Origin of the sequence: Burkholderia sp. WSM2230 (genome assembly GCF_000472445.1) — a bacterium.
Taxonomy (GTDB): domain Bacteria; phylum Pseudomonadota; class Gammaproteobacteria; order Burkholderiales; family Burkholderiaceae; genus Paraburkholderia.
The window spans coordinates 1,163,769-1,185,380 of the sequence record NZ_AXAJ01000001.1; the positions used below are offsets into that span (position 1 = coordinate 1,163,769).

Sequence of the window (21,612 nt, forward strand, 5' to 3'; positions counted from 1 at the left end):
CATGACGCCCAAACCAGTCGCGGCCATCATCGGCATGGGAGACGCCTACGCGTCCCGCGCCGACCGCAAGGACCCGCTGCAACTCGCCGCCGAAGCAACCCACGCCGCGCTCGCCGATGCGGGCATTACCAGGGAGCAGCTCGACGCGGTGTTCACGGGGCGCTCGCCCTGGGCTGACAAGCGCTCGCAATGGAGCAACATCTTCATCTCGCACATGCAGATGCCGGTGACGCTGACGAGCGAGGTGACGATGCATGGCGCAGGGCTAACCTCGACGCTCGCGATCGCGACGCAGATGATCGCGGCGGGTCAGGCCGACTACGTGCTATGCCTGCAAAGTGACGCGACAGAGTTGTTTGTCGACGCGGTGGCAATGGGCGCGGAAGCCGATGCCGATCCGCAGTTCGAGATTCCATACGGCCCGACGATTCCGGCGCTTTATGCGCAGGCGGCGCATCGCTATTTCCACGAGTTCGGCATCACGGAGACAGACCTGGCCGACGTGGCGATTGCGAATCAGCGTTGGGGCCGGCATCACCCGCATGCGGCGAAGGCGAAATTCGGCGAGATCGACCGCGCGAAGGTGCTGGAGTCACCCTACGTCGCAACACCGCTGCGTCGCTGGATGTGCTCGACCTGGGGTGGCGGCACGGGCGGCGCGTTGATTGTAACGTCGCCCGAGAAGGCGCGCGGTGCGCGCAATGCGGTGTACCTGCTCGGCTACGGATCGGCGACGACGCATGAGTATCTGACCGATCGCATGAACATGCGCAGCTGCAAGTTCCACAGTCTCGGCACGTTCCCTAACCTGACGACCACCGCGACGGCTGAGGCAGCCCGCCAGGCCTACGCGATGTCTGGCCTGAGTCCAGCGGACGTGGACATGACGCAGATCTCGGTGAACTTCGCGCACATGGGGCCGATCGTGATGGAGGACCTGGGTTTCGCGAAGAAGGGGCGCGGCATCGATCTGTACCGCGAGGGCCGCACCGGTGTCGATGGCGACCTTCCCACCGATACCAACGGCGGTTGGTTGTCGTTTGGTCAGCCGGGCATCTCGTGCAACATGGACAGCATGATAGAGGCGGTCCGTCAGTTACGCGGCGAGCCGCTGGGGCTCGCACCGTCGCGCCGCCCCAAGACCGTGCTGGTGCAAGGGGCGGGCGGAATGCTCGCGGCCGGCGCCGTGCTGCTGCTGTCGTCCGCGTCCTGATCCCTTGATTGAGAGCAAGCTATGACAGAGACTCATGCGTCAAATTCCTGGCCGCAGCCCTATCGTCTGCTCGACGCGCAACCGTATTGGGAAGCGCTGTCAGACGAAAAGGTGACCTTCCAGCGCTGCACTGATTGCACCCAGGCGGTGTGGCCGGCCCACTCGTTCTGCACGCATTGCGGCTCGAAATCGCTCACCTGGGAAGCGTCGAGCGGCCGCGGCGAGATTTACTCGCACAGCACGATCATGCGTGGGCCCACGCCGGTATGGACGGAGATCGCGCCTTACACCGTCGGCTTCATCAAGATGGACGAAGGTTACTACCTTTTCGCGCAGATCGACGCTGCGCCAGAAGCGGTGCACATCGGCCGGCGTGTCGCAGCAAGGTTCGTCCAGCGCGGCGAGCAGAAGCTGCCCGTGTTTGCGTTGTCGGATAAGTGAGAACCAACCGCTGTTCAATAAGTTGGAGGAGACGTTGTGAAGCTGCTCAATTTCAACTGCGCATACGAGACGATGCGGCCCGGCCCGGAGGTCCAGCATGGCGGGACCACTTGAAGGCGTGCGCATCCTCGATCTGACGTCCAATTTCATGGGCCCGTATGCGTCGCTGCTGCTTGGGGACATGGGTGCGGACGTCTGCAAGATCGAATCGCGCGAAGGAGACACGACGCGCAACATCGGCCCCTGCCGGCACCCAGGAATGGGTCCGATCTTTCTGCACCTTAATCGTAACAAGCGCAGCCTCGTCCTGGACCTGAAGCATCCCGATGGGATCGGCGCGCTGAAGCGGATGGTGGGAGTCGCCGACGTGCTGCTTTACAGCATGCGTCCGCATACGATGGCCAAACTCGGTATCGCCTACGAAGACGTTCGCAAGGTCAATCCGCGAATCATCTATTGCGGCGCGTTCGGGTTCGGCCAGAACGGACCGTATGCGTCGCGCCCCGCGTACGACGATCTTATCCAGGCGGCGGTGGGCATGCCGGTGCTGCAAAGCCGCAAGGAAGGGCCGCCCAGCTATGTCGCGACCGCGGTTGCCGATCGGGTTGTCGGCATGGCGACCAGCAACGCAGTGTCGATGGCGTTGTATAGACGAGAGAAGACAGGAGTCGGTCAACAGGTGTTTGTACCGATGCTGGAGACGTTTGCGCATTTCGTACTTGGTGATCACTTGTACGGCCATACGTTCGTGCCGCCGATAGGCGATTGGGGGTATGCACGCATGATGAATCCGGATCGTCGTCCATATCGCACGCTCGATGGCTATATCGGGGTCAACGTCTACGCGGATCATCACTGGAAACGCTTTTTTGTTCTGTCCGGTCATCCCGAGATGGCGGAGGATCCGCGCTTCAATAATATCGGCGGACGCACGGAAAACATTGCCTATCTATACGGCTTTCTCGCGCGCGTCTTCGAGACGAAGACGTCGGCAGAATGGGTCGAACAGTTGAGTGAGGCCGACATTCCGATTATCGAAATGAATACGCCTGAGACGCTGCTCGACGATGCGCATATGAAGGCAGTCGGATTCTTCGCCGAACAGGACCATCCGTCCGAAGGCCGGATCCGTACGTTGGGAATCGCGCAGCAATGGAGTGAAAGCGCGCCGCAATTGCGTTACCCGGCGCCGCGTCTTGGCGAACATTCTGTGCAACTGCTGTCGGAGTACGGCTTCAGCCGCGGTGAAATCGACAGCATGTTGAATTCCGGCGGCGCGCAAACGATCGAGACCGCCAACTTGCCTCAAGCAGAATGAGCGTTGCAAATGGAGAAGCGACATGTTACGAGATCTACCGCTTTCAGGCGTCGTGGTGGTGGAATTGGGCGACAGCGCATCGGCGCCGTTCAGCGGGAAAATTCTGGCAGCGCTTGGCGCTGAAGTGTGGAAAGTGGAGCGGCCTACAGGTGACTCCGCACGTGGCTGGGGGCCGAGCAAGTGGAAGGATAGCGGCGCGGCCTACCATGCGCTCAATCGCGGCAAGCGCAATATCTGTATCGACATCAAGGACAAGGATCAACTCGCAACGCTGCATCGGTTGATCGCCGAACGAGCTGACGTGTTCATTCACAATCTGCGTCCGGGCGCGAGCGCGAGCTACGGTCTCGACGCGGACAGCCTGCGCGTGACGAAGCCCGAGTTGATTCATTGCGAGGTTGGCGCATTCGGTCATGCCGGACCAATGAACACGCTGCCCGGCTACGATCCGCTGATGCAGGCATTCTCCGGCATCATGAGCATCACGGGCGAGGAGGGGCAGTCGCCGGTGCGGGCGGGCGTGTCCATCGTCGATTTCGGCACGGGCATGTGGGCCGTGATCGGCATCGTGTCTGCGCTGTATCGCCGGCAGAACCGCCACTGCGGCGCAACTGTGAATAGTTCGCTGCTGGAGACCGCGATTGCGTGGATGTCGGTGGGTGTGGCGAACTTCAATGCGGACGGTGAGCCAGGCGCACGCCACGGTTCGGGTGTGGCGTTCATCGTCCCGCACCGGGCGTACGCCGCTGCTGATGGTCACCTGATTGTGAGCTGTGCGAACGATGCGCTATTCGCAAGGCTGTGCGCAGTACTCGATCATCCCGAGTGGGCGACCGACGAGCGATTTGCGACGAATGCCGGACGCCTGAAGAATCGCGCCGAGATTGACCGCCTCATCGGCGAGCGGATGGCGCAGGAAACGCGCGCTTTCTGGACGGCGCGTTTGCAGGCCGCCGGGCTCCCGGTCGCACCCATCCAGACGACGCAGGAGATGCTTGCAAACGAGCAGACGCTGGCGCTCGGCATTATCGAAAAGCCGTCGGACGACGAGATCGGCATTGTCGGGTTGCCGCTTTCGTTCGACGGCAAGCGTCCGCCGCCGCTTCATTCGGCGCGCGATACCGGCGCAGACAACCATCTGCTCGAGTGGCAACTGGAGACGGGCCGGCGGCCGTAGTGGCGCGCGGAGCGGAGGGTGTTGTTCGAGCGCTGAAACCCGAACAACGAATGGAAATCGGAGGGGATGCCGCCGCCTCAGCGCAAGCGGGCGCCCCGGGATGCACCGCTCGCGATTCCAGAGTACGGAAGGTTTGTGCTTCGAGAATTGACTTGCTTAAGCACACGAATCACGCTGACTGAATGTGCCCAGCGTGTGCCCGTCGTGCCCGATAGCGCATGAAGTGTCCTGTTCGCCTCGTTCTTGAGCCATCGGCGGTTGCCGAGTCGCGCGAATTGGCGCGGATCCACTATAAGGAGACAACGATGCAGCTTCGCCGTGATTCCGGAGGCGGTGTGGCAGACGCCGCACCCGCGAACGCCACCGCGATGATCGCCGGACACGTCGCACGCGTCGCGAATAGCCGCCTCTACGAGAACGACACGGAAGCGCTCCGGCGGCTTTTCCTGGACAATTTCATCGTGTCGCTATGGGGCAGCACCCGGCCCTGGACGCGTCAGATCGCGCAATGGACGCGCCGTTTCGCCGGCACCGGTGCGAGCCCCGTGCTCGGCGGTGACTGGTCCGCTGACGCCAGCGTAGCCGCGCTGGTGCACGGCACCGCATCGCACAGCTTCGAGCTCGACGATACCCACAACGAAACGCTGAGCCATCCAGGGGCGGCGATCATTCCCGCGGCGCTGGCAGTAGCCGCCGTCACCGGTGCTTCGCGTGTAGAGCTGTTCCGTGCCGTGGCAGCCGGCTACGAGGCGATGGCAATGGTGGGTGCGGCCGCGGGCGGGCTGGAAACCGTGCACCGCGGCTTTCATCCCACCGCCATTTTCGGCACGTTCGGCGCGGCGGCGGCATGCGTGGCCCTGCATGCGTACGAGCGCCGCACCCTGGTAACACCCGAATGGCTGGTACGCGCGTGGGGACATGCGCTGTCGCAAGCCAGCGGGTCCATGCAGTTCTCGGCGGAAGCGTCTGGCGGAGAAGTCAAACGGGTTCACGCTGGGTTCGCGGCCCGCAACGGAGTGCTGGCCGCGGAATTCGCGCTGATGGATGCGGTCACGGCGCCGCAGCTTGCCATCGAAGGAAACTATGGACTGGCCGCGCTTTTTGGCGGACCGCTGCGCGCGGTTGTGCCGTCTGAAACGCTACGGATCCACGAGATCAGCCTTAAGCCGTATGCCTGCTGCCGCCTGTTCCATTCCACCATCGATGCACTCGCTGAATTGACCGACAACTTCAGCATGCCGACTGCCGCGATTCGCGAGATCGTTATTAGCGGTCCGCAGCTTATCGCGGATCAGCACATGCTGGCGAAGCCGACTTCGACGATGGCTGCGCAGTACAGTTGCCCCTATATCGTCGGCGCAACGCTGAGTTATGGACCTTATCGCTACGACGCTTACGACGAAGCGTTCCTGAACGATCCAGGGATCCGGCGCATCGCGCAAATGGTACGCTTCGAGTGCAGCGAGACGCTGACTCAGTATTATCCGGCGCGGTTTGCCACGGGTGCCAGAATCGACATGCAGGACGGATCGACGCGGTCTGGCATCGTGGTCGACAGTGTTGGAACGCCGGCCAAACCATTGACCGTCGAGCAGATTATCGCCAAGGGCGATGGTCTAGCCCGACAAGACCAGGCATCGCCGGCAGGAAAGAAACTGGCCGCGCTCATATGGGATGACGCCGAGAGTAGCCGTACGCTGGCGCAAGCGTTGGCCCTTGCATACACGCAACCGGCCCGGCAAGGAGCGGATTTATGACCACCGAGAAAACCGCCGCCCCGGCGGATGATGTTACCCGCGAGCCGCTGCATGTCCGGCACATAGAGTTCAACGGTTTCCGGCGCAGCGATGGCCTATTCGAAATCGAAGGCCATCTCACCGACCAGAAATCGCACGACTTCACCCCGCCAAGCGGTCTGCGGACAGTGCCGGCCCACGATCTTATCCATGACATCGGGCTGCGCGTCGTGTTCGATCTCGACATGATCGTACGCGCTGTCAGCACCTACCTTCGCGCGTATCCGTACCGTGAATGCCCGGGCGGCGGCGATTCGCTACAGGCGCTGGTGGGATTGCGAATCGGCGCGGGCTGGAGTGGCGAAGTGCGCAAACGCCTGCCGACGAGCGAGACCTGCACCCATTTGCGCGAGATTCTCATGCCGCTCGCGACCGCAGCCATTCAGTCCGTCAATCCCCTGCGCTCGCAGGTGCTGCTGGAGGCGACCGACGCCAGCGGCAAGCCGCTCAAGATCGACAGTTGCTACGCCTACGGCGCCTCGCGCGAGGTCGTCATGCAACGCTGGCCGGCGTTCCACCAGCCGGAGAAGACTTAGCTTCAGGCGCCGGGCGCTGAAGGTGTCACCTCGATCTTGCGCGACCAGAAGCCGCAACTTCGATCGTCGTGTCAGGCCGCAATATGCGACGGTCCTTAACGATGACAGGAAAAATCGCTCATGGACCCGCTTTCGGATGTTCTATCGCTCTTAAAGCCGCGCAGCCATTTCTATGCCGGGCTCGACGCCGCGGGCCCGTGGTCCTTTCTCTTTCCCGCCTATGCGGGCATCAAGTTCGCAGCCGTATTGCAGGGTGGATGCTGGGGAATCATTGACGGCGTCAACCGGCCAGTCCTTTTCGAAAAGGGGGTTCGCCGACGCAGTATCGTCGCCAGCCGGCAATGTTGACGACGAGTGAGTAAGAGAATCGAGCCGCGGCGATGCCGCGACGCAAGCGATGCCGACGCGAACCCGGGCTACGGCGGAAATCCGTACGATCTGGAAACAGAAGCGGACTTTCTCGAAATGCCTGTCCACCAGTCAAAAAATACCATCACGTTGTGGTCGATGCCCGATCCAAAAACAAATATCAGGAGACGCTTCAAATGGAGCATAAGAACCTCAGCCTCGAGGAAAAAGTCAGGCGGGTCATTGATAAAGAAGAAATCAGGACCCTGATGTCAAAGTACTGTCATGGCATCGACAAGAAAGACGAAGCGACCTTCATGAGCATCTGGGCCGATGGTGGTGTCTACGAGCTGCCGCGCGGGCAAACCGCAGGCATCGAGGGAATCCGGCAGCTCGTCCACAAAGTGTGGAGAGAAGTGCCGAAGTGCCACCATCACATCACCAATCCGCTGATCGAGATTGATGGCGACACAGCGACTGCCACGACCGACGTCATTTACTACAGGCAGACGAGTGACGGCATGCTGCAATTGCTCTCCGGAACGTATTCGTTCAGGTTCGCGAGCCTTTCCGGGAAATGGAAGACGACCTACCTGAAGTTCACAGGCTTTGACACCGTCAGCCCCATCTTCAAGGAAAACATCAGAGGTTGATCTTCTTAGCTCAAGAAAAGAAAGGTGATTATTGATTAGCCTTCTTCGAAATCAGTCACCCGTATAAATTCGGATTACATAATAAATATGAAAGTGACGACAGCCACCGCCGACATGAGTGCAACGCATTCGATGCCGTAAAACGAGACATATCAAGGAGGAGCACGATGACTAACCATGTATCGCGTGATTCGAAAACGCTTCGTGTGCCGTTACCACAGTTGGGGATACGATAATTCGGGCGAACTGGCGCACGTGCCGGATGAATCTGGGTTCTTCGGTCTGGACAAGAAAAAATGTGGCTTGACGCCGGTCACGCTGGAGGTCTGGGAAGGCTGGATCTTCATCAACATGGCGCCGGTTCCAGAAGTTAGTCTGCAGGAATTTCTGGGACCGATGGCCGACGCGATGGCCGGCACCGAGTACCAGAATCCCGATCATCCAATCGTTCTGCGCGGTGAATTCAAGGCGAACTGGAAGGCCGTTGCTGAGAACTTTAGCGAGGCGTACCCCATCGCGTCGATCCATCCAAAGACGCTCGGGCCGCTCTACACCGGACAGCCGAATCCATTCAGCAGGCCAATCAGCGCGAGTCTTTACGGCGCCCATCGTTCGCTGTCGCTGTGGCTCAATCCGCTCGCCCAGCCATTCGCCAAATCAAAATTTGCTCAATGGTTATTCCCGGCAAATCACTCTGTCACCGGGCACCCGTCAGGGAACGCAGACCAACTCGGTTGTCGAGCACAAAGGCGTGAACCCGACGAAGCATGAGCACTGGTCGAGCGACGTCAACTGGTTCTTTCCGAACTGGCATCTCCAGATCTCAGCGAACCAGTTCTGGACTCACTAGTTCTGGCCGACTTCGGCCGCGACGACTGTCACTCACCTGTACGTGTGTGGGCCGCAAGGCTTCATGGATGCGATATTGAACGCCGCGCGTGCGGCGGGCTGGCCAGAGACGCAGCTTCACTATGAATTTTTCACGGTCGAGGCACGCGAGACGGCAGACGATGGCCGTTTCGAAGTCCAGATCGCAAGCTCATGCGAGGTGATTGTCGTCGAGAAAGACGAGTCGGTCGTGCAGGCGCTTGCGAAGGCCGGCATCCAGGTCGAGACGTCATGCGAGCAGAGCGTGTGCGGTACTTGCGCGACACGGGTGCTAGTAGGCGAGCCCGAGCACTTCGACGTTTTTCTTACGCCCGATCAGCGCGCGGCGAACGACCAGTTTTTGCCCTGTTGTTCGCGCTCCAGATCAGCGAGGCTGGTACTCGACCTCCAGGTGCGCAACATTGCCAAACAAGAAGACGTGTCATGTCCACGCGTTCCCCAAGGTGGTCGGCCATTCTGATCGCCCTGGCTTGCGCAGGCTCGCCCACACATTGGCAGGGCCGTAGTAAGCAACCGAAGACCAGTGTACGATTCAATACAACGATTAGGAAGACGTACACAAGAGGAGACATGAGCACCTTCAACCGGCTGCATCTGATTCGTCAGGTGGATTTGTTCACACTAAAACTGTTTGTTTCGGCGGTCGAGGAACAACAGATCGGCCTCGCCGCGATGCGCGAGAACATTGCCGCTTCAACTGCCACCAAGCGCATTCAGGACCTGGAAGATATCGCAGGCGTCAAACTGCTCGAGCGCGGGCCGAAAGGCGTCGTTCCAAGCCCGGCAGGCGCCGTGTTGCTTCGCTATATCCGCAAGATCTTTGACGACCTCGACGACATGCGCGCCGAGATTGCATCGTTTACCGACGGAATGCGAGGAGAACTCACGATCGCGTCGGCGCGTTCGATCATTGTTCCGTTTCTAGCCCGCGAACTGGGCGACTTCAGTCGGGAGTATCCGCTCGTGGACCTCGTGGTGCGCGAACAGGAGAACGCAGACATCGTGCAAACCGTCGCGCGCGGCGAGGCGGATATCGGGGTGTTCGCGGCCGCACACGAACTCGACCTCGGTGGTGTCGACGTAACTCCATACAGGCGAGATCGCATGGTCGCCGTCGTACCGCAGGGGCACCGTCTGAGCGCGCAACCCAGCGTATCGTTCAAGGAGCTCCTCCCGGAGAATCTCATCACGGTGAGCGCGATGCTGGGCGCGTTCCGGGTGGCGGCGAAACGCCTCGGCGTCGAATTTGAGCCTCGTTACACCGTGAGAAGCGCAGGAGTGGCCGTCAGCCTGGTAGAGGCCGGGTTGGGGGTGACCGTTCAGCCAGAATGTCTTGTCAGCCACGAACTGTTCGGTCGAGTGGCCATGCTTGAACTGGCAGAACCCTGGGCGGGGCGGCGGATTCATATCGCGACCGCGCGCGGTCGCGAGCTGAATCCGATTGCGCGTGCGTTGATCAAGCAGTTGCTCGATCGGCCCCGCGACGAGCCTGCTTCATAATTTCGCGCCTGATTCGTTATTTACGCGCCTCTTCGACGACTGGCTTTGGCGGACGCGTGACGCTGGCGGGAACTACCTCGTCGATGTCGAGCACGGCGCGACCGTACTGGTCGCCTTTGACTACCTTGCCGAAGTAGACAGGGACTTCCGCCTCGTGGTCATATTGGCCGAAGCGCACCTTTCCTCGTAGCGTGTCGAAGGTGCCCGTTTCGATCGCTCGCATGACGGCGTCCGGCCTTGTCGATTTTGCCGCATTGACTGCCTGGGCCCACGTCATCACGCAGTCGTAGGCGACGCTTGCCCAATCGGACGGATAGTCACCGGTGCTGAACTTGAACTGCAAGACGAACTGCTGCGCCTGCGGCGTTTTCCCGAGATAGTTGAACGGCGCGTATTGATAGCCTTCTGTCCCGATGGGTGCATTCTCGCCGAGCATTTTTAGCGTATCGCCATCGACCACCGTCATGAAGTGATTATTGATCTGCTTGAAGAAGCCGACAGCGTTGGCCTGCTTCGAGAACGTCACGAGGTCCGCGCCGAAGACCTGCGCCCAAACGTAGTCTGGCTTGACCGCGAGAATCTTGTTGATGCTTGCGGTGTAGTCGAGTGCACCAAGCTTCGGATATTCCTCCACGACGATCTGCGCTTGCGGGTTCATCTCCTTGAGGAACGCCTTGAATCTCGCGGCGGCCGAACGTCCGCCTGCGTAGTCCGGCACGAGCAGCGCGTAGCGCCGGTAGGGCTGCTTTGCGAGCCGCGCGGTTAGGGCGCGCATCAGCATGTAGGTCGTCGGCGCCATCGAGAAGACGTAGGGCTGATAGTCCTTCATCGTGATCTCTTCAGCGGCCGACACCGCAACGCACATCGGCACCTTAAGTCTCGCTGAAACCATTTTGCTCACGGCGATGGTGCTGCCCGACGAGATCGGCGAGAGGAGCAGGGAGGCCCCAGCTTCAACCAGCGCGTTAGCCTGACTGATCGCGCGTTGCGGATTGGTGCCATTGTCCTGTTTGTCGAACGTGACCCGTTGTCCGAGTACTCCGCCACGCTGATTCAGGCTGTCGATCGCGAACTGAACCCCGGCAAGCGACTGTTGGCCGAGCACGGAAGCGGGGCCGCTCAGATCGAGCGAGCCGACGATTTTTACTGGTGCGGGGCCCTCCGCACTGGCGATCGTGCCCGACAAGGCGAGCAGCACGCCGGCCAGCAATGCGCCGGCACGCGTCAACGAAATTCGCTCCATTGAGATGTCTCCTCGTTGTGATGTATTGGCATGTTGTATGTCCATTTGCACCCTGAGAACAATCTCGGAGAACGAATCGTTCCGCGCCTCGAAACTTACTCGGGGCGAATCTGCAACGTTGAAAGCGGGACGGCGCTCAATGTGGGCGAGGCCTGCGGTTTGTTGACTTGCCTCGGGCACGCTCATCGCAGTTCGAGGCGACGCACGGGCGGGCAAGCAAGGCCTCTCAGTTGCCTGTCCGAAGAACGGGGCAAGCCGGGGCGCAGTGCTGTAACCGCGCAACCCGCTCCCGAGGGGCCGCGATCTGACTTGGAGGCTGATCGACCTATGCCCGCAATGTGCGACCGTGAGTGGCGTAGTCCGCGTGCAAGGCAACCGGAGCATTGCGCGAGAGGAACTGAACGGCCGCCTTTCCGAACACGTCGTTGCGGTCCCCTGCCACCATGTGTCCGGCTTCGACAACGTTCACATATTCCGAATGCGGACAGAGTTCCAGAAATTCGCGAACGCCAGCTTCGCTGACGACGTCGGAACTCCCGCCACGCACCAGCAGGGTGGGTGGCGTGAGTTGGCGCGCGCAAGCCGCGAAGCGTGCATGACGCGTGCGCAAATCGATGGGACCCGCAATGAACAGAGGATCCCAGTGCCACCGGTAGCGCCCGTCGTCGCAGAGGCGGACGTTCTTGGACAGACCGTCAAGATTGCGCGGGCGCGATTGAGTCGGACGGTATTGGCTGATTGCATCGGCGACTTCCTCGAGCGAGCCGAATCCGTCGGGGTTTTGCTGCATAAAGGTATGAATTCGTGCGACGCCGGCGGGCTCAGTGTACGGCACGATATCGACGAGGATCAGCGCGAGGGTGTCAATGTGGTGCTCCCCCGTTGCAACGAGGCTGGTGCCTCCGCCAAGCGAGGCGCCGATGAGCGCCGGACGCGCTCCGCCAAGCGCTTCAACGACACACTTGAGGTCCCGAACCAAGGCGTCCTGGCTGTAATCCCCGTTGGGGCTCCAGTCCGAGTCACCGTGTCCACGGGCATCGTAGGCGACCGCGAAATAACCCATGCTGCCGAGCAATGCGCCGATTCCGCCCCACGCGTGACGGGTCTGACCGCCACCGTGCAACAACACCACGAGCGGGCCGTCGGGGCGGCCCCACGTGTCGCCCGCGAGCCGGATGCCATCGGAACCTTTCCATAGGTGCATTGGCTCGGGGGTGCCCGGAAGGCGGGTTCCTGCTTTCATTTCGATCCTCATGATTGGATGGAGCAGAGTATGGTTCGCGTGCGGCGACCGGGCTTGTGGCAGGCCTCGCGCGGATCGACCAGGTTGCGTCCGACAGGGATACCCGGACGGCAACGCTTCGCGTGTCCTCCCCAAAACTTCGCCGTTGGTACAGGCCATGTCAACGGTGGGGTTTAGCACGTTCCGTACTTTGATAGATCGGCCGCCGTTCCGAGTGTGGTCGAGCGTAGCTGGTTCCGGCACCCGGCAGTCGGGAAGCAGTTTGCAAGAGCCGCCCGCTGGACACCGACGGCGCGCTCAGGTAGTGTCTCGCGCACTTCGTACCGTCCTGTTGGACGTTGGCGTGCTTTATGGCAAAGCAGTCGTCGTGGTTCGCGGGCGCGCGGCGAAAACACCTCAACGGGTCTTGCTCAAAACCGGGCCAAGCAACGGGGTATTGAAGAGAACTTATGGCAGGGAAGGGTAAATGGACACACTACAAATGATGCGAATATTCGTTCGCATTGCAGAGGAAGGAAGCTTTACGGCTGCAGCTCAGCGCCTGAACATCACAAACGCCAATGCGTCGCGATCCATCGCGCAACTTGAGGCGCATCTGCGCACGCGGCTGCTAAACCGCAGCACGCGCCGCGTCGTGCTTACCGAGGCTGGGCAGCGCTATCTGGAGCGATGCGAGCGAATTCTCGCTTATGTCGAGGAGGCCGAGGCAGAAGCCGCGGATGCGCAGGCGCGGCCGTCCGGAAAATTGCATGTGCACGCCACCGCCAGTTTCGGTCAAATGTATGTGTTACCTGCGGTTTTGCGCTATCGGGAACGCAATCCGTCGGTTTCCGTGGATCTGACGCTCTCCCAGCATGTACCCGATCTCCTCGATGAAGGCTATGACGTCTCACTGCAATTGAGCATGTCGGACCTTCCCGATTCTGGCCTCGTATCGCACCGACTCGGGGAAGTGTATAGCGTGCTATGCGCCGCACCGGCCTATCTCCGGGAACATGGCACGCCGCGCACCGTGGAGGAGCTTCGCGGACACGCGTGTCTTCAGATTGTCTCGTCCGTGTTCCCGCGCGATCGCTGGCATCTGGACGGACCCAATGGCCACGAAACGTTCGAATTTTCGCCGGCGGACTTTCAGGTGAACGTTGCCGACGCGCTGGCGGTTGCACTGCGGGAGGGCGCCGGCATCGGCGCGCTTCCCATGGGGAGCGCATTGCCCGCGCTGCGCAGCGGGGCGCTGACCCGCGTGCTCCCGGACCATCATTTGCAGACGCTCACCGCCTATGTGCTCTACGCGTCGCGGCAATATCTCGATGCGAAGATCAGAACATTCGTCGAATTCCTTCGGGACTTCGTACCGGAGGCGTTGGTGGCAGAAAAATCGGCATTGTGCCTGTCGGGTCTGCCCTGATCCGGCGTGGCGCTTGCCCTCGGCGACCATGCTAACTAGCCTGCAAAGCAAAAGTACGATAACCTTTCAAACATTAGATTGTTTTGGCAAACAACGTGCGAAAGCGAAATGTAAATCCGAGTGTTGATACTCGAGAAAACCTCCTGCGTCTGGCGGCGCGGTCCTTCGCCACTCAAGGATACGCGGCGACCACGATGCGCGCGATCGCGGATCAGGCGGGCATCGAGGCGGCGAGTATCTACTATCACTTTTCGTCGAAGGAAGAACTGGTCGACGTCGTGATGGAGCACGGCGCGGACAGCATCGTGCAACACATCAAGGAACATTTCGATGCATTGCCGCCTGAGGCAACAGCCGAAGATCGCTTCAAGGCGGCACTCATCGGGCAAATGAGCGCGCTAGTCAAGTTCGGCGACTATGCACTGGCGCACAGCCGGCTGCTGACCCAACTCCCGGACAGCGTTAAGGAGCGTCAGATCAAGCGGCGGGAGCGGCATCAGCGGCTCTGGAGCACAGTGTTCGAGGATTTGCGCGCCGAGGGGCTGCTGCGCGAGGACGTCGACATCGCACTGTGCCGCGTGTTCGTCTTGGGGTGCATCAATTCCGTCCAGACATGGTTCAACCCGAAGAAGGGCTCACTGGAGAAAGTCGCGGATCAGCTTTGCACCATGTTCTTTGAGGGTGTCAGACCCGGCGCCAGAACACGGCGCGGTGGTCGGAAGCTGGAAGCAACTACCTGATGGCGATGCGTACCGCCTGACGCGGGAGGCCTGACGGCGGGGGTCACCTTATCTGCTGCTGGACAAGCCCGATCGCGCTGCCAAACAGCGCAAGGGCGATCATCATGTGAAAACCGTCCAGTACGCTCAAGAAGTTCGCCTGATGGGCTGCGATGCGGGCGAGTTCCGCCAGCGCGAGGTTGTGCGCGTCACCGGTGCCGTTCCCCTGCGCCCCCCAGCGCACGATTCATCGTGCCGAGCGCGTTCTGGAAGATCGGGTTGGACGGACTCGCGAACTCGCTCAGACGCGTATGGTGGAGCGCCATTCGATGTTGTTCCAAAATGATTACGCAAGCGGTCGAAAGCGAATACGAGAGCTGCTTGACGATTCCGAGCACGGATGCCGTCGCGTACGCGGTGGACGACCAGACCAATTCGTCGGGGATGCGTTAATGCCGCCGGCAATGTAGCTCGTGAAGAAGGAGAAGATCGTGTTGTCAAAATAGTCGATGCCGACGGCAAGTGCGATCGCCCATGGCAACAGATGTTTGCGCAAATTCCTTAGCGTGAAGAGGCGGGTGCGGGAAGCTGTAAGCCTCATGATCTGGAGTCGTTGGAATTAAAAACCTTCTGCCAGGTTTCGTCGGACAGCTCGAAGAAGTCGGCCGTCTCATAGATGGCGGCGTTGTTCACCAGGATGTCGCAGGCGGGGGCGTACTCCACTAGCTCGCGGCAGCCTGCTGCCGACGACAGGTCGGCCACGGCGCCGCGCACCTTTGCTCCAGGGATTGCAGCTTCGAGTGCTGCGATTGCCGTCGTAAGGCGTTGCGCGTCAAGGTCGTTCACCACGACTTCGGCGCCCGCCTCCGCAAGCCGCTTGGCGATGGCCCAGCCGATGCCCTGTGCGGCGCCGGTCACGACGGCGACTTTGTCGTTCAACGTAATCTGCATGATGGCTCCTTATCGTCTCGGTCACTTCGCGCATGCTATGCGCTTTGTGACGATCTGCCCTTGCCGGAGCGTTCGGTTTTCTTGCTCGATCGTACGGGCGACGTCCGAACACGAGGTGTCAGTCGACTTCCGCTGCGCGTTCCTCCGCGAGCAGGTGCCGGTAGTGGGGCAGCGCGGTGAGAAGCAGCCACGCGGCAAGAGCTGACGCGATGGTGCAGACGATGGCGATCGAATAGCCAACCATCTTCGGGTTATGAAATACGTGATCCGTGAGCAGAGCGATCAGTGTCGGACCTGCGCCGAATCCGATCAACTGAGCGACGAATGAGTACAGCGCGCCAACGGCGCCGCGCATGCGGCTGGGTGCAACAAGCTGGAGTGCGGCAGCCATGCAGCCCGTCGGCAGACTGAAGAAAAACACCGTGCCCGCTGCCGCGGCCAGCACGCCGGTGGCGCTAGCCGCGAACGGGATGCATGCGCAGCAGAGCAGCATTGGAACCATTGAAAGCGCAGCGGTCCGCAAAGGGGCATCTTCGTAACCGCGCCGTTCGAGTTGCTGCGCGATCCATGGTCCGATCAATGCACCCGCTATTCCGAAGCTGACAACCAGCATGCCGAAACGGAACCCGACTAGCGCGGCGGGCATTCCATGGGCGCGAATCAGAAATGTCGGCAGCCATGCAGGCATGCCCAGCACGACGATCGCGAGCATGCCTACACCGAGCAGAATGCGTGCATAGAAGGCACGCCGTATCCAAAGGAATGCCGCCGCATCGCGAGTGGTGAATTGACGATCGTCCTCGCCACCACTGAGGACTTTGCTGCGCAAGGGTTCGCGTACAGTCAGTAGGACCACCAGCGCGAACAATATTCCAGGCAGTCCGATGATCACGAACGCAAGTTGCCAGGGCAGGAACTGCGCGAACATCGGAAACTGCTGTTGGACCTCTCGGGCAAACTTGATCACGAGACCACTTGCGACGAGCGACAGTCCGCCGCCGAGCATTGGTCCGAGAATGAAAATGCTCATAGCGCGCGGCATCCGCCTGGCGGAAAAGCAATCTGCAATCATGGAAAGCGCGATGGGGAACACGCATGCTTCGCTGGCGCCAACGCCGAAGCGGGCGAGGAACAGTCCCTGGAACGTGCTCGCATTGCCGCAAAGCGCAGTGAACGTGCACCACAGACAGATGCCGACCAGCAAGATGTTGCGCCGGTTCTTGACGTCGACGAGCCGTCCGAGCACCGGTGACGCAATCAGATACGCAGAAATAAATGCGATGCCTTGAACGAGGCTTAGCTGTGTGTCGGAGATGAAAAGCGAGCGCTTGATCGGATCGACCAGCAGGTTCAGGAGCTGGCGATCGATATAGGCGAGCGAGTACGCGAACGTCAGAATGCACAGGATGTACCAGGAGCGCGAACTGTCGAGAGCGATTCGAGCGGAGGTTGACCGGGACGGCGATGCTGCACTGCGAGCTCGCGGTGCGGTGTCTACAACGTTCTTCATGTCTGCTCCAATTGGCGTTCCGGTTCTATGCAAGGGCCACCGCGTGCATCGAAAATGCGCATGACATCGGCGCTCCGAGCGGTGCATCAGCAACCGGAATTCATTGTCTTAATCGAACAAGTGTTAGTTAGTTTGGTGGAGGCAAAAGCCATATGCAATGGGTGTTATCCATTAACGTTAGATCTGGCGCGTGGAAGTGTTGACAGCGTGGTAGCGAGCTGATGTGTGACATGCCGATAGGTTATTTCGCTTTCCGGAACATTGTTGCGCTGTTACTTGCCAATGCTTTTTGGCGGTTCTATCACCGCAACCGCCGAGCCGAAAATTTTTGTCCATGCGGATGACGCCGACGAATAGCTGGCTCCGGGTTGACTGCAAGGCGCTATCCGAAGCGGGTGCGCAAGTCCATGGCAAAAGACGGGACGATCCGTGGACAGAGGGGCGTCTCGAGCGAGGGGAGACCGGAGGCGACGAACCCCGTGTCAACGGGGAAAGCGGCTCGGTGTTCCGTACTATGAGTGGAGAACCTTGGCGTGTTGTCCCCGGGAAAGGCATTGAGAATTGCGGCATTTTCGTCGTGGGCGCGCGGCAAGCGGCTCGCTGATTCTTTCAAAGTACGGAACACATCTCCACGATCGTTTGACGGGTTTCCGCCTGGCGCCTTTAATTCCCGGTAGCAGACGCCTTCGTGCGGCATGCTGGCACAGATGCACGATGCGCGGCTGTGAAGAAAGCGTCAGTGCAGTCCATGACCGTTTCCAGAGCCAGATCGAGACGAACGGAGTGATCGATGTCATCGTATGAGAACCAGGACACGCAGTCTCTCACGCGGCGGGACGACGCAAGTTGGGATGCGGCATTGATGGACGGCGGCGACAATCGGGAGCGCGCAAATGCTGCCGGCGCCATGGTCGTTCCGCTCGCACGCAGCCTGGCGATACTGACCGCGTTCTCACCGCATGAGCCATGGCTTGGCAACCAGGAACTCGTGCTCGAAACAGGGATTCCCGCGCCCACGATCTCGCGGATGGTGCGCTCGCTCGTCGCGCTGGGCTATCTTCACTACTCCCCACAACGCCGCAAATATCGGCTGGCAGCGCCGGTGCTGTCGCTCGGCTACGCGGCAATCGCGCATTCCAATGTTCAACTGCTCGCGCGGCTTGAAATGCAGGCGTTTGCCAACGCGAGCGACACTTATGTGATGCTCGGTACGCGTGACCGTCTCGATGTCATCGTGCTGGAAACCTACTCGAGCAAGATGGCATCCGTCGATCTGAAGCTGGGCGCAGGCACACGCCTGCGCATCGCGTCGTCGCCGATGGGTTGGGCTTTGCTCGCGGCGCTGCCTGAACTCGAGCGCTTTTATTTACTAGGCAATATCGAACGCAAGACGGGGCGCGACTGGCCTCATCTGCGGCGGCGCATCAGCGAAGGTATTTCTCAAGTGCACAACGTCGGCTATTGCATGTCGCTCGGTGAGTGGGAACCGGATCTGACGATTCTCGCGGTTCCGCTGATGATCCAGGATCACACGCCGCTTGTGCTGGCCTGTGTCGGCCGCAGCGCACGGCTCGGGCGGGCGCGCGTAGAACGCGAACTTGGGCCGCGACTGGTTGCAGCCGCGCAACATCTGCAGGAGCAGGCGGTCGTTACTGACTGAGGCGAAATGAACAGAGCCGATACGCAAAAGGGTGTGACGCTGACCGTCGAACGAGGACTCGCAGTGCTGGGGGCATTTCGTGCGGCGCGAGCGTCGTTGTCGAACGCGGAGTTGGTCCGGCGTACTGGTCTCCCGAAGTCGACGGTGTCCCGCTTGACGACGACGCTCATCTCGGTCGGATATCTGCGCAGGGTTGGGGGTGGGCGTCAGTTCGAACTCAGTGCCGGCGCGCTGAGCATCGGTCACGCGTATCTGGAGGCGAATCATTTCACGCGCCTCGCTAATCCGGTAATGCAAAAGCTGGCTGACAAGCTGGATTTGTCGGTCGCGCTCGCCGTGCCGCATCACCTCGACATGCTATATGTCGCTTGGCGCGCGGGCGCCAGGATTGCGACGCTGCGCCTCGGCGTCGGGTCCCTGTTGCCGATGCAATCGACCGCGGTAGGGCGCGCGTATCTTTATGCGCTGCCTGAACAGCAGCGCGAGCAGTTGATCGCTGCGTTACTCGAAGCGGCCGGCGACGACGCCGACAAGATCCGCAGGAATCTCCAGGTTGCGTTCGCAGATCTGGAGCAGTCAGGTGTGTGTGTGTCGGTGGGCGAGTATCAGCGCAATGCGTATGGCATTGCGTTACCGATCGTGGTCGGCCGCTCCTCTACGCTGATGGCGTTGAACTGTGGAGCAGTGGAGCTCGAGGCGGACATGCCGGCGATTCGCCGGCGCGTGGTTCCTGAATTGAAGGCCGCAGCCGACACGCTGACTTCCATTCTGGCGGATGTCGACTGCGCGGCCTGACGTGCCGCGGGTTCGGGGGCGCGCAATGAGGGGGCGCCCCGCAGCAGCGGACGCCCGACAGGCTGAGAGGTCGTTTAGCTACTGTATCCAAACCAGTCCAGCCGTACGTATCGTGATGACTTTGATCAAATCGGCCGATTGCTCCTTCTGATGGCATCGCCCACGTAAATGGGACGCCCGAACGTATCCGCCCGATCCCTGATGTCGCTGATCTGCGCGACCTCGAACTGCGAGGCAATCCGCGTGGAGCTTGCTGTTGACGCATCGGATCCCTCTTAGGGGCGTCCCTGCACGTAACCGTCGGCAGCACCTACGTTGCTAATCAACGGTCTGACTCCAGTAGCCGGGACGTTAATGCCGCATGGTCAATAGTTCCGTGCTTTGGAATTAAGCGGATAGTAGCCAATCCTGCTACGCGCGCCATGTGGCGCGGTTCCGCTAAAGAGGCGCACCGCAGTTATTCCGAAGTATGGAACGATGCCCGCAAGCACATTGACGCGACAACGCGCGGCGCACACGATTGGCGCAGATCTGGAGCGCAGCTAAATGCGGCTTCTCCCGCCTTCGGAAGACAGCTACCGGCGTCCGGCTGGCAAACGACGATCCGTGGTTGCGGCCATGGCGCTCTGCAAGGTATCACCGTGGTGAGCGCGACAGCCTAACGGCTGCAGCTAGGCGTGCGTGCGGTCCAAAGGTTCAGGGCGACAGGGAGGAGATTGTATTGACCTTGCGGCATCACGCCGGCATCGCGCCGCTCGATTAGTCAACCATAAGGAAGGGGAATCATGTCTGAAAAGTGCCAGGAGACGTCGGTATATAGCGCCTACTCACGGCTTGCATTTGATCGTCCGGCGAAGGGCGTCATGCGTATCACGCTCAACCGCCCCGAACGGCTCAACGCACTCGATGCGCGCGGCCACGACGAGCTGGCCCGCATATGGCGTGACGTCGACGAGGATGCGAGCGTCGCCGCCGTGATCCTGTGCGGAGCAGGAAAAGCGTTCTCCGCCGGCGGCGACTTTGACATGGTCGAGGAGATGATCGATTCGTTCGATGCACGCGTGCGCGTGTGGCGCGAATCGAAAGACCTCGTCTATAACATCATCAATTGCTCCAAGCCGATTGTTTCCGCGATTCATGGCTCCGCGGTCGGTGCCGGCCTTGTTGCCGCACTGCTCGCGGACATCTCCGTCGCCGGCCGCTCGGCGCGCCTGGTGGACGGACATACGCGGCTGGGCGTGGCAGCAGGCGATCACGCGGCGATCATCTGGCCGCTGCTTTGCGGAATGGCGAAGGCCAAGTATCACCTCATGTTGTGTGAACCTGTGACGGGCGAAAAGGCGGAGCAGATCGGCCTCGTGTCGGTTGCGGTGGACGACGCGGACGTGCAGCAGACGGCGTTGTCGATCGCCACGCGGCTCGTGAACGGTGCGGCGTCAGCGACACGCTGGACCAAGTACGCGCTAAACAACTGGTTGCGCCAAGCCGGTCCGACTTTCGACGCGTCACTGGCGCTGGAAATGCTTGGCTTCGGCGGCGCGGAGGTTCGCGAAGGCGTGAAGTCGTTCCGCGAGAAGCGCACACCCGAATTCCCGATTGATACTCCGGTGTCCCCGACGCGATGGCATGAATAGGCTACAGCCGATTCAGAGATCGGCGCGTTTCGCGAACTGGAGAGTAGTTTAAGTTCGCAGGCAGACGGGGAACGTCTACCACTTCGGCGCCGCCCCTGATGCCGCTCATCACCGGCGCGCACAGCGCCTGCTTGCGTTTACCGCGAAGAGAGCAGGCGCGACTAGTCGCGGATGTTAGACACGGACTGTACAGCGCAGACAGGCTGCGATTGATTGAACGAAGGTCGGCCGATCGCCATGGCACGTCCCGGTCCTCTCGCGCGACGGCACACCGTCGCATCAACACTAATCCAATCATCACATGACACATACCAGTCTCATCGAGCAGTATGGCCCGCGCGAGTCGATGGAATACGACGTCGTGATCGTCGGCGGCGGCCCGGCAGGACTTGCTGCCGCGATCCGCCTGAAGCAGCTGGCGGCCGACAAGGGGGGCGAACTTGGCGTCTGCGTGCTTGAAAAAGGCTCGGAAATCGGGGCGCATATCCTCTCCGGCGCGGTCATGGACCCGCGCGCCTTGAATGAACTGATTCCCGACTGGAAGGAAAAAGGCGCGCCTCTGGACGTCGAAGTGACCGA

21 protein-coding genes and 2 pseudogenes are annotated in these 21,612 nt (G+C 60.8%); 17 read left to right on the forward strand and 6 right to left on the reverse strand.

The features are described from left to right. Position 1: 1 nt before the first annotated feature. The 11 genes and pseudogenes from A3AC_RS0105330 (at position 2) to A3AC_RS0105380 (ending at position 9,870) form a co-directional block, all read left to right on the forward strand. Entirely contained in the window at positions 2 to 1,213 is a 1,212-nt protein-coding gene (locus A3AC_RS0105330) for a thiolase family protein (protein WP_025597774.1), read from the forward strand. Between the two features lie 21 nt (positions 1,214 to 1,234). After that, positions 1,235 to 1,654: a Zn-ribbon domain-containing OB-fold protein gene (locus A3AC_RS0105335; protein WP_025597775.1), complete on the forward strand. Its 420-nt coding sequence runs from the start codon at positions 1,235 to 1,237 to the stop codon at positions 1,652 to 1,654. Positions 1,655 to 1,751: 97 nt separating this feature from the next. After that, entirely contained in the window at positions 1,752 to 2,972 is a 1,221-nt protein-coding gene (locus tag A3AC_RS0105340; RefSeq protein WP_025597776.1) for a CaiB/BaiF CoA transferase family protein, read from the forward strand. 22 nt (positions 2,973 to 2,994) lie between these two features. Further along, positions 2,995 to 4,149, forward strand: coding sequence for a CaiB/BaiF CoA transferase family protein (locus A3AC_RS0105345; protein ID WP_025597777.1), 1,155 nt, complete (start codon positions 2,995 to 2,997; stop codon positions 4,147 to 4,149). Positions 4,150 to 4,484: 335 nt separating this feature from the next. After that, positions 4,485 to 5,906 (forward strand): MmgE/PrpD family protein, encoded by a 1,422-nt coding sequence (locus tag A3AC_RS0105350; protein WP_025597778.1) that lies wholly within the window; start codon positions 4,485 to 4,487, stop codon positions 5,904 to 5,906. After that, complete coding sequence (locus A3AC_RS0105355) at positions 5,903 to 6,481, forward strand: DUF2889 domain-containing protein (protein ID WP_025597779.1); 579 nt, start codon at positions 5,903 to 5,905, stop codon at positions 6,479 to 6,481. The genes A3AC_RS0105350 and A3AC_RS0105355 overlap by 4 nt, the downstream gene beginning before the upstream one ends. Before the next feature lie 120 nt (positions 6,482 to 6,601). After that, complete coding sequence (locus tag A3AC_RS0105360; protein ID WP_025597780.1) at positions 6,602 to 6,829, forward strand: cupin domain-containing protein; 228 nt, start codon at positions 6,602 to 6,604, stop codon at positions 6,827 to 6,829. A 197-nt stretch (positions 6,830 to 7,026) separates the two neighbouring features. After that, positions 7,027 to 7,482, forward strand: a complete 456-nt coding sequence (locus tag A3AC_RS0105365) for a nuclear transport factor 2 family protein (RefSeq protein ID WP_025597781.1) — start codon at positions 7,027 to 7,029, stop codon at positions 7,480 to 7,482. Positions 7,483 to 7,659: 177 nt separating this feature from the next. After that, the gene (locus A3AC_RS29035) at positions 7,660 to 8,253 is read left to right on the forward strand and encodes an aromatic ring-hydroxylating oxygenase subunit alpha (RefSeq protein ID WP_051361566.1); all 594 of its coding nucleotides are present in this window, start codon (positions 7,660 to 7,662) and stop codon (positions 8,251 to 8,253) included. 112 nt (positions 8,254 to 8,365) lie between these two features. After that, positions 8,366 to 8,758, forward strand: a pseudogene (locus tag A3AC_RS29040) (flavin reductase family protein); the annotation flags it as partial. Between the two features lie 182 nt (positions 8,759 to 8,940). Beyond that, positions 8,941 to 9,870, forward strand: coding sequence for a LysR family transcriptional regulator (locus tag A3AC_RS0105380; protein ID WP_025597782.1), 930 nt, complete (start codon positions 8,941 to 8,943; stop codon positions 9,868 to 9,870). Positions 9,871 to 9,886: 16 nt separating this feature from the next. Here the strand turns inward: A3AC_RS0105380 and A3AC_RS0105385 are convergent, their stop codons facing one another. Both A3AC_RS0105385 and A3AC_RS0105390 read right to left on the reverse strand, forming a co-directional pair. After that, entirely contained in the window at positions 9,887 to 11,113 is a 1,227-nt protein-coding gene (locus tag A3AC_RS0105385) for an ABC transporter substrate-binding protein (protein ID WP_025597783.1), read from the reverse strand. A 325-nt stretch (positions 11,114 to 11,438) separates the two neighbouring features. After that, on the reverse strand, positions 11,439 to 12,356 hold the full coding sequence (locus tag A3AC_RS0105390) for an alpha/beta fold hydrolase (protein ID WP_025597784.1): 918 nt from the start codon (positions 12,354 to 12,356) through the stop codon (positions 11,439 to 11,441). 466 nt (positions 12,357 to 12,822) lie between these two features. Here A3AC_RS0105390 and A3AC_RS0105395 point away from each other — a divergent pair, with 466 nt between their 5' ends. Next, positions 12,823 to 13,764, forward strand: a complete 942-nt coding sequence (locus tag A3AC_RS0105395; RefSeq protein WP_025597785.1) for a LysR family transcriptional regulator — start codon at positions 12,823 to 12,825, stop codon at positions 13,762 to 13,764. A gap of 95 nt (positions 13,765 to 13,859) precedes the next feature. Next, positions 13,860 to 14,504 carry a TetR/AcrR family transcriptional regulator gene (locus A3AC_RS0105400; protein ID WP_156924575.1) on the forward strand — a complete coding sequence of 215 codons (645 nt, stop codon included), beginning with the start codon at positions 13,860 to 13,862 and terminating at the stop codon, positions 14,502 to 14,504. Between the two features lie 43 nt (positions 14,505 to 14,547). Here the strand turns inward: A3AC_RS0105400 and A3AC_RS0105405 are convergent, their stop codons facing one another. The 4 genes and pseudogenes from A3AC_RS0105405 to A3AC_RS0105420 all read right to left on the reverse strand — a co-directional run bounded on the left by A3AC_RS0105405 (position 14,548) and on the right by A3AC_RS0105420 (position 16,944). Beyond that, positions 14,548 to 14,727 carry a hypothetical protein gene (locus A3AC_RS0105405; RefSeq protein WP_025597787.1) on the reverse strand — a complete coding sequence of 60 codons (180 nt, stop codon included), beginning with the start codon at positions 14,725 to 14,727 and terminating at the stop codon, positions 14,548 to 14,550. Positions 14,728 to 14,860: 133 nt separating this feature from the next. Then, positions 14,861 to 15,084 (reverse strand): annotated as a pseudogene (locus tag A3AC_RS30905) (MFS transporter); the annotation flags it as partial. Continuing rightward, complete coding sequence (locus A3AC_RS29045) at positions 15,081 to 15,434, reverse strand: SDR family NAD(P)-dependent oxidoreductase (protein ID WP_051361567.1); 354 nt, start codon at positions 15,432 to 15,434, stop codon at positions 15,081 to 15,083. The gene A3AC_RS29045 and the pseudogene A3AC_RS30905, both read right to left, overlap by 4 nt. Before the next feature lie 118 nt (positions 15,435 to 15,552). Beyond that, entirely contained in the window at positions 15,553 to 16,944 is a 1,392-nt protein-coding gene (locus A3AC_RS0105420) for a spinster family MFS transporter (protein WP_025597788.1), read from the reverse strand. Positions 16,945 to 17,734: 790 nt separating this feature from the next. On the opposite strand from A3AC_RS0105420, the gene A3AC_RS0105425 reads away from it, so the two are divergent. The 4 genes from A3AC_RS0105425 to A3AC_RS0105440 all read left to right on the forward strand — a co-directional run. Continuing rightward, positions 17,735 to 18,604 (forward strand): IclR family transcriptional regulator, encoded by an 870-nt coding sequence (locus A3AC_RS0105425; protein WP_025597789.1) that lies wholly within the window; start codon positions 17,735 to 17,737, stop codon positions 18,602 to 18,604. A gap of 6 nt (positions 18,605 to 18,610) precedes the next feature. After that, positions 18,611 to 19,399, forward strand: coding sequence for an IclR family transcriptional regulator (locus A3AC_RS0105430; protein WP_025597790.1), 789 nt, complete (start codon positions 18,611 to 18,613; stop codon positions 19,397 to 19,399). A gap of 785 nt (positions 19,400 to 20,184) precedes the next feature. Further along, positions 20,185 to 21,033, forward strand: coding sequence for an enoyl-CoA hydratase/isomerase family protein (locus A3AC_RS0105435; protein ID WP_025597791.1), 849 nt, complete (start codon positions 20,185 to 20,187; stop codon positions 21,031 to 21,033). 301 nt (positions 21,034 to 21,334) lie between these two features. Next, on the forward strand, positions 21,335 to 21,612 hold a 278-nt coding region (locus A3AC_RS0105440; RefSeq protein WP_025597792.1), incomplete at its 3' end, for an NAD(P)/FAD-dependent oxidoreductase.

Bases quoted from the DNA above. Each gene is read 5' to 3' on its own strand.
- A3AC_RS0105330 (WP_025597774.1), top strand. From the start codon at position 2: ATGACGCCCAAACCAGTCGCGGCCATCATCGGCATGGGAGACGCCTAC.
- A3AC_RS0105335 (WP_025597775.1), top strand. From the start codon at position 1,235: ATGACAGAGACTCATGCGTCAAATTCCTGGCCGCAGCCCTATCGTCTG.
- A3AC_RS0105340 (WP_025597776.1), top strand. From the start codon at position 1,752: ATGGCGGGACCACTTGAAGGCGTGCGCATCCTCGATCTGACGTCCAAT.
- A3AC_RS0105345 (WP_025597777.1), top strand. From the start codon at position 2,995: ATGTTACGAGATCTACCGCTTTCAGGCGTCGTGGTGGTGGAATTGGGC.
- A3AC_RS0105355 (WP_025597779.1), top strand. From the start codon at position 5,903: ATGACCACCGAGAAAACCGCCGCCCCGGCGGATGATGTTACCCGCGAG.
- A3AC_RS0105360 (WP_025597780.1), top strand. From the start codon at position 6,602: ATGGACCCGCTTTCGGATGTTCTATCGCTCTTAAAGCCGCGCAGCCAT.
- A3AC_RS0105365 (WP_025597781.1), top strand. From the start codon at position 7,027: ATGGAGCATAAGAACCTCAGCCTCGAGGAAAAAGTCAGGCGGGTCATT.
- A3AC_RS29035 (WP_051361566.1), top strand. From the start codon at position 7,660: ATGTATCGCGTGATTCGAAAACGCTTCGTGTGCCGTTACCACAGTTGG.
- A3AC_RS0105380 (WP_025597782.1), top strand. From the start codon at position 8,941: ATGAGCACCTTCAACCGGCTGCATCTGATTCGTCAGGTGGATTTGTTC.
- A3AC_RS0105385 (WP_025597783.1), bottom strand. From the start codon at position 11,113: ATGGAGCGAATTTCGTTGACGCGTGCCGGCGCATTGCTGGCCGGCGTG.
- A3AC_RS0105390 (WP_025597784.1), bottom strand. From the start codon at position 12,356: ATGAAAGCAGGAACCCGCCTTCCGGGCACCCCCGAGCCAATGCACCTA.
- A3AC_RS0105395 (WP_025597785.1), top strand. From the start codon at position 12,823: ATGGACACACTACAAATGATGCGAATATTCGTTCGCATTGCAGAGGAA.
- A3AC_RS29045 (WP_051361567.1), bottom strand. From the start codon at position 15,434: ATGCAGATTACGTTGAACGACAAAGTCGCCGTCGTGACCGGCGCCGCA.
- A3AC_RS0105420 (WP_025597788.1), bottom strand. From the start codon at position 16,944: ATGAAGAACGTTGTAGACACCGCACCGCGAGCTCGCAGTGCAGCATCG.
- A3AC_RS0105425 (WP_025597789.1), top strand. From the start codon at position 17,735: ATGTCATCGTATGAGAACCAGGACACGCAGTCTCTCACGCGGCGGGAC.
- A3AC_RS0105430 (WP_025597790.1), top strand. From the start codon at position 18,611: ATGAACAGAGCCGATACGCAAAAGGGTGTGACGCTGACCGTCGAACGA.
- A3AC_RS0105435 (WP_025597791.1), top strand. From the start codon at position 20,185: ATGTCTGAAAAGTGCCAGGAGACGTCGGTATATAGCGCCTACTCACGG.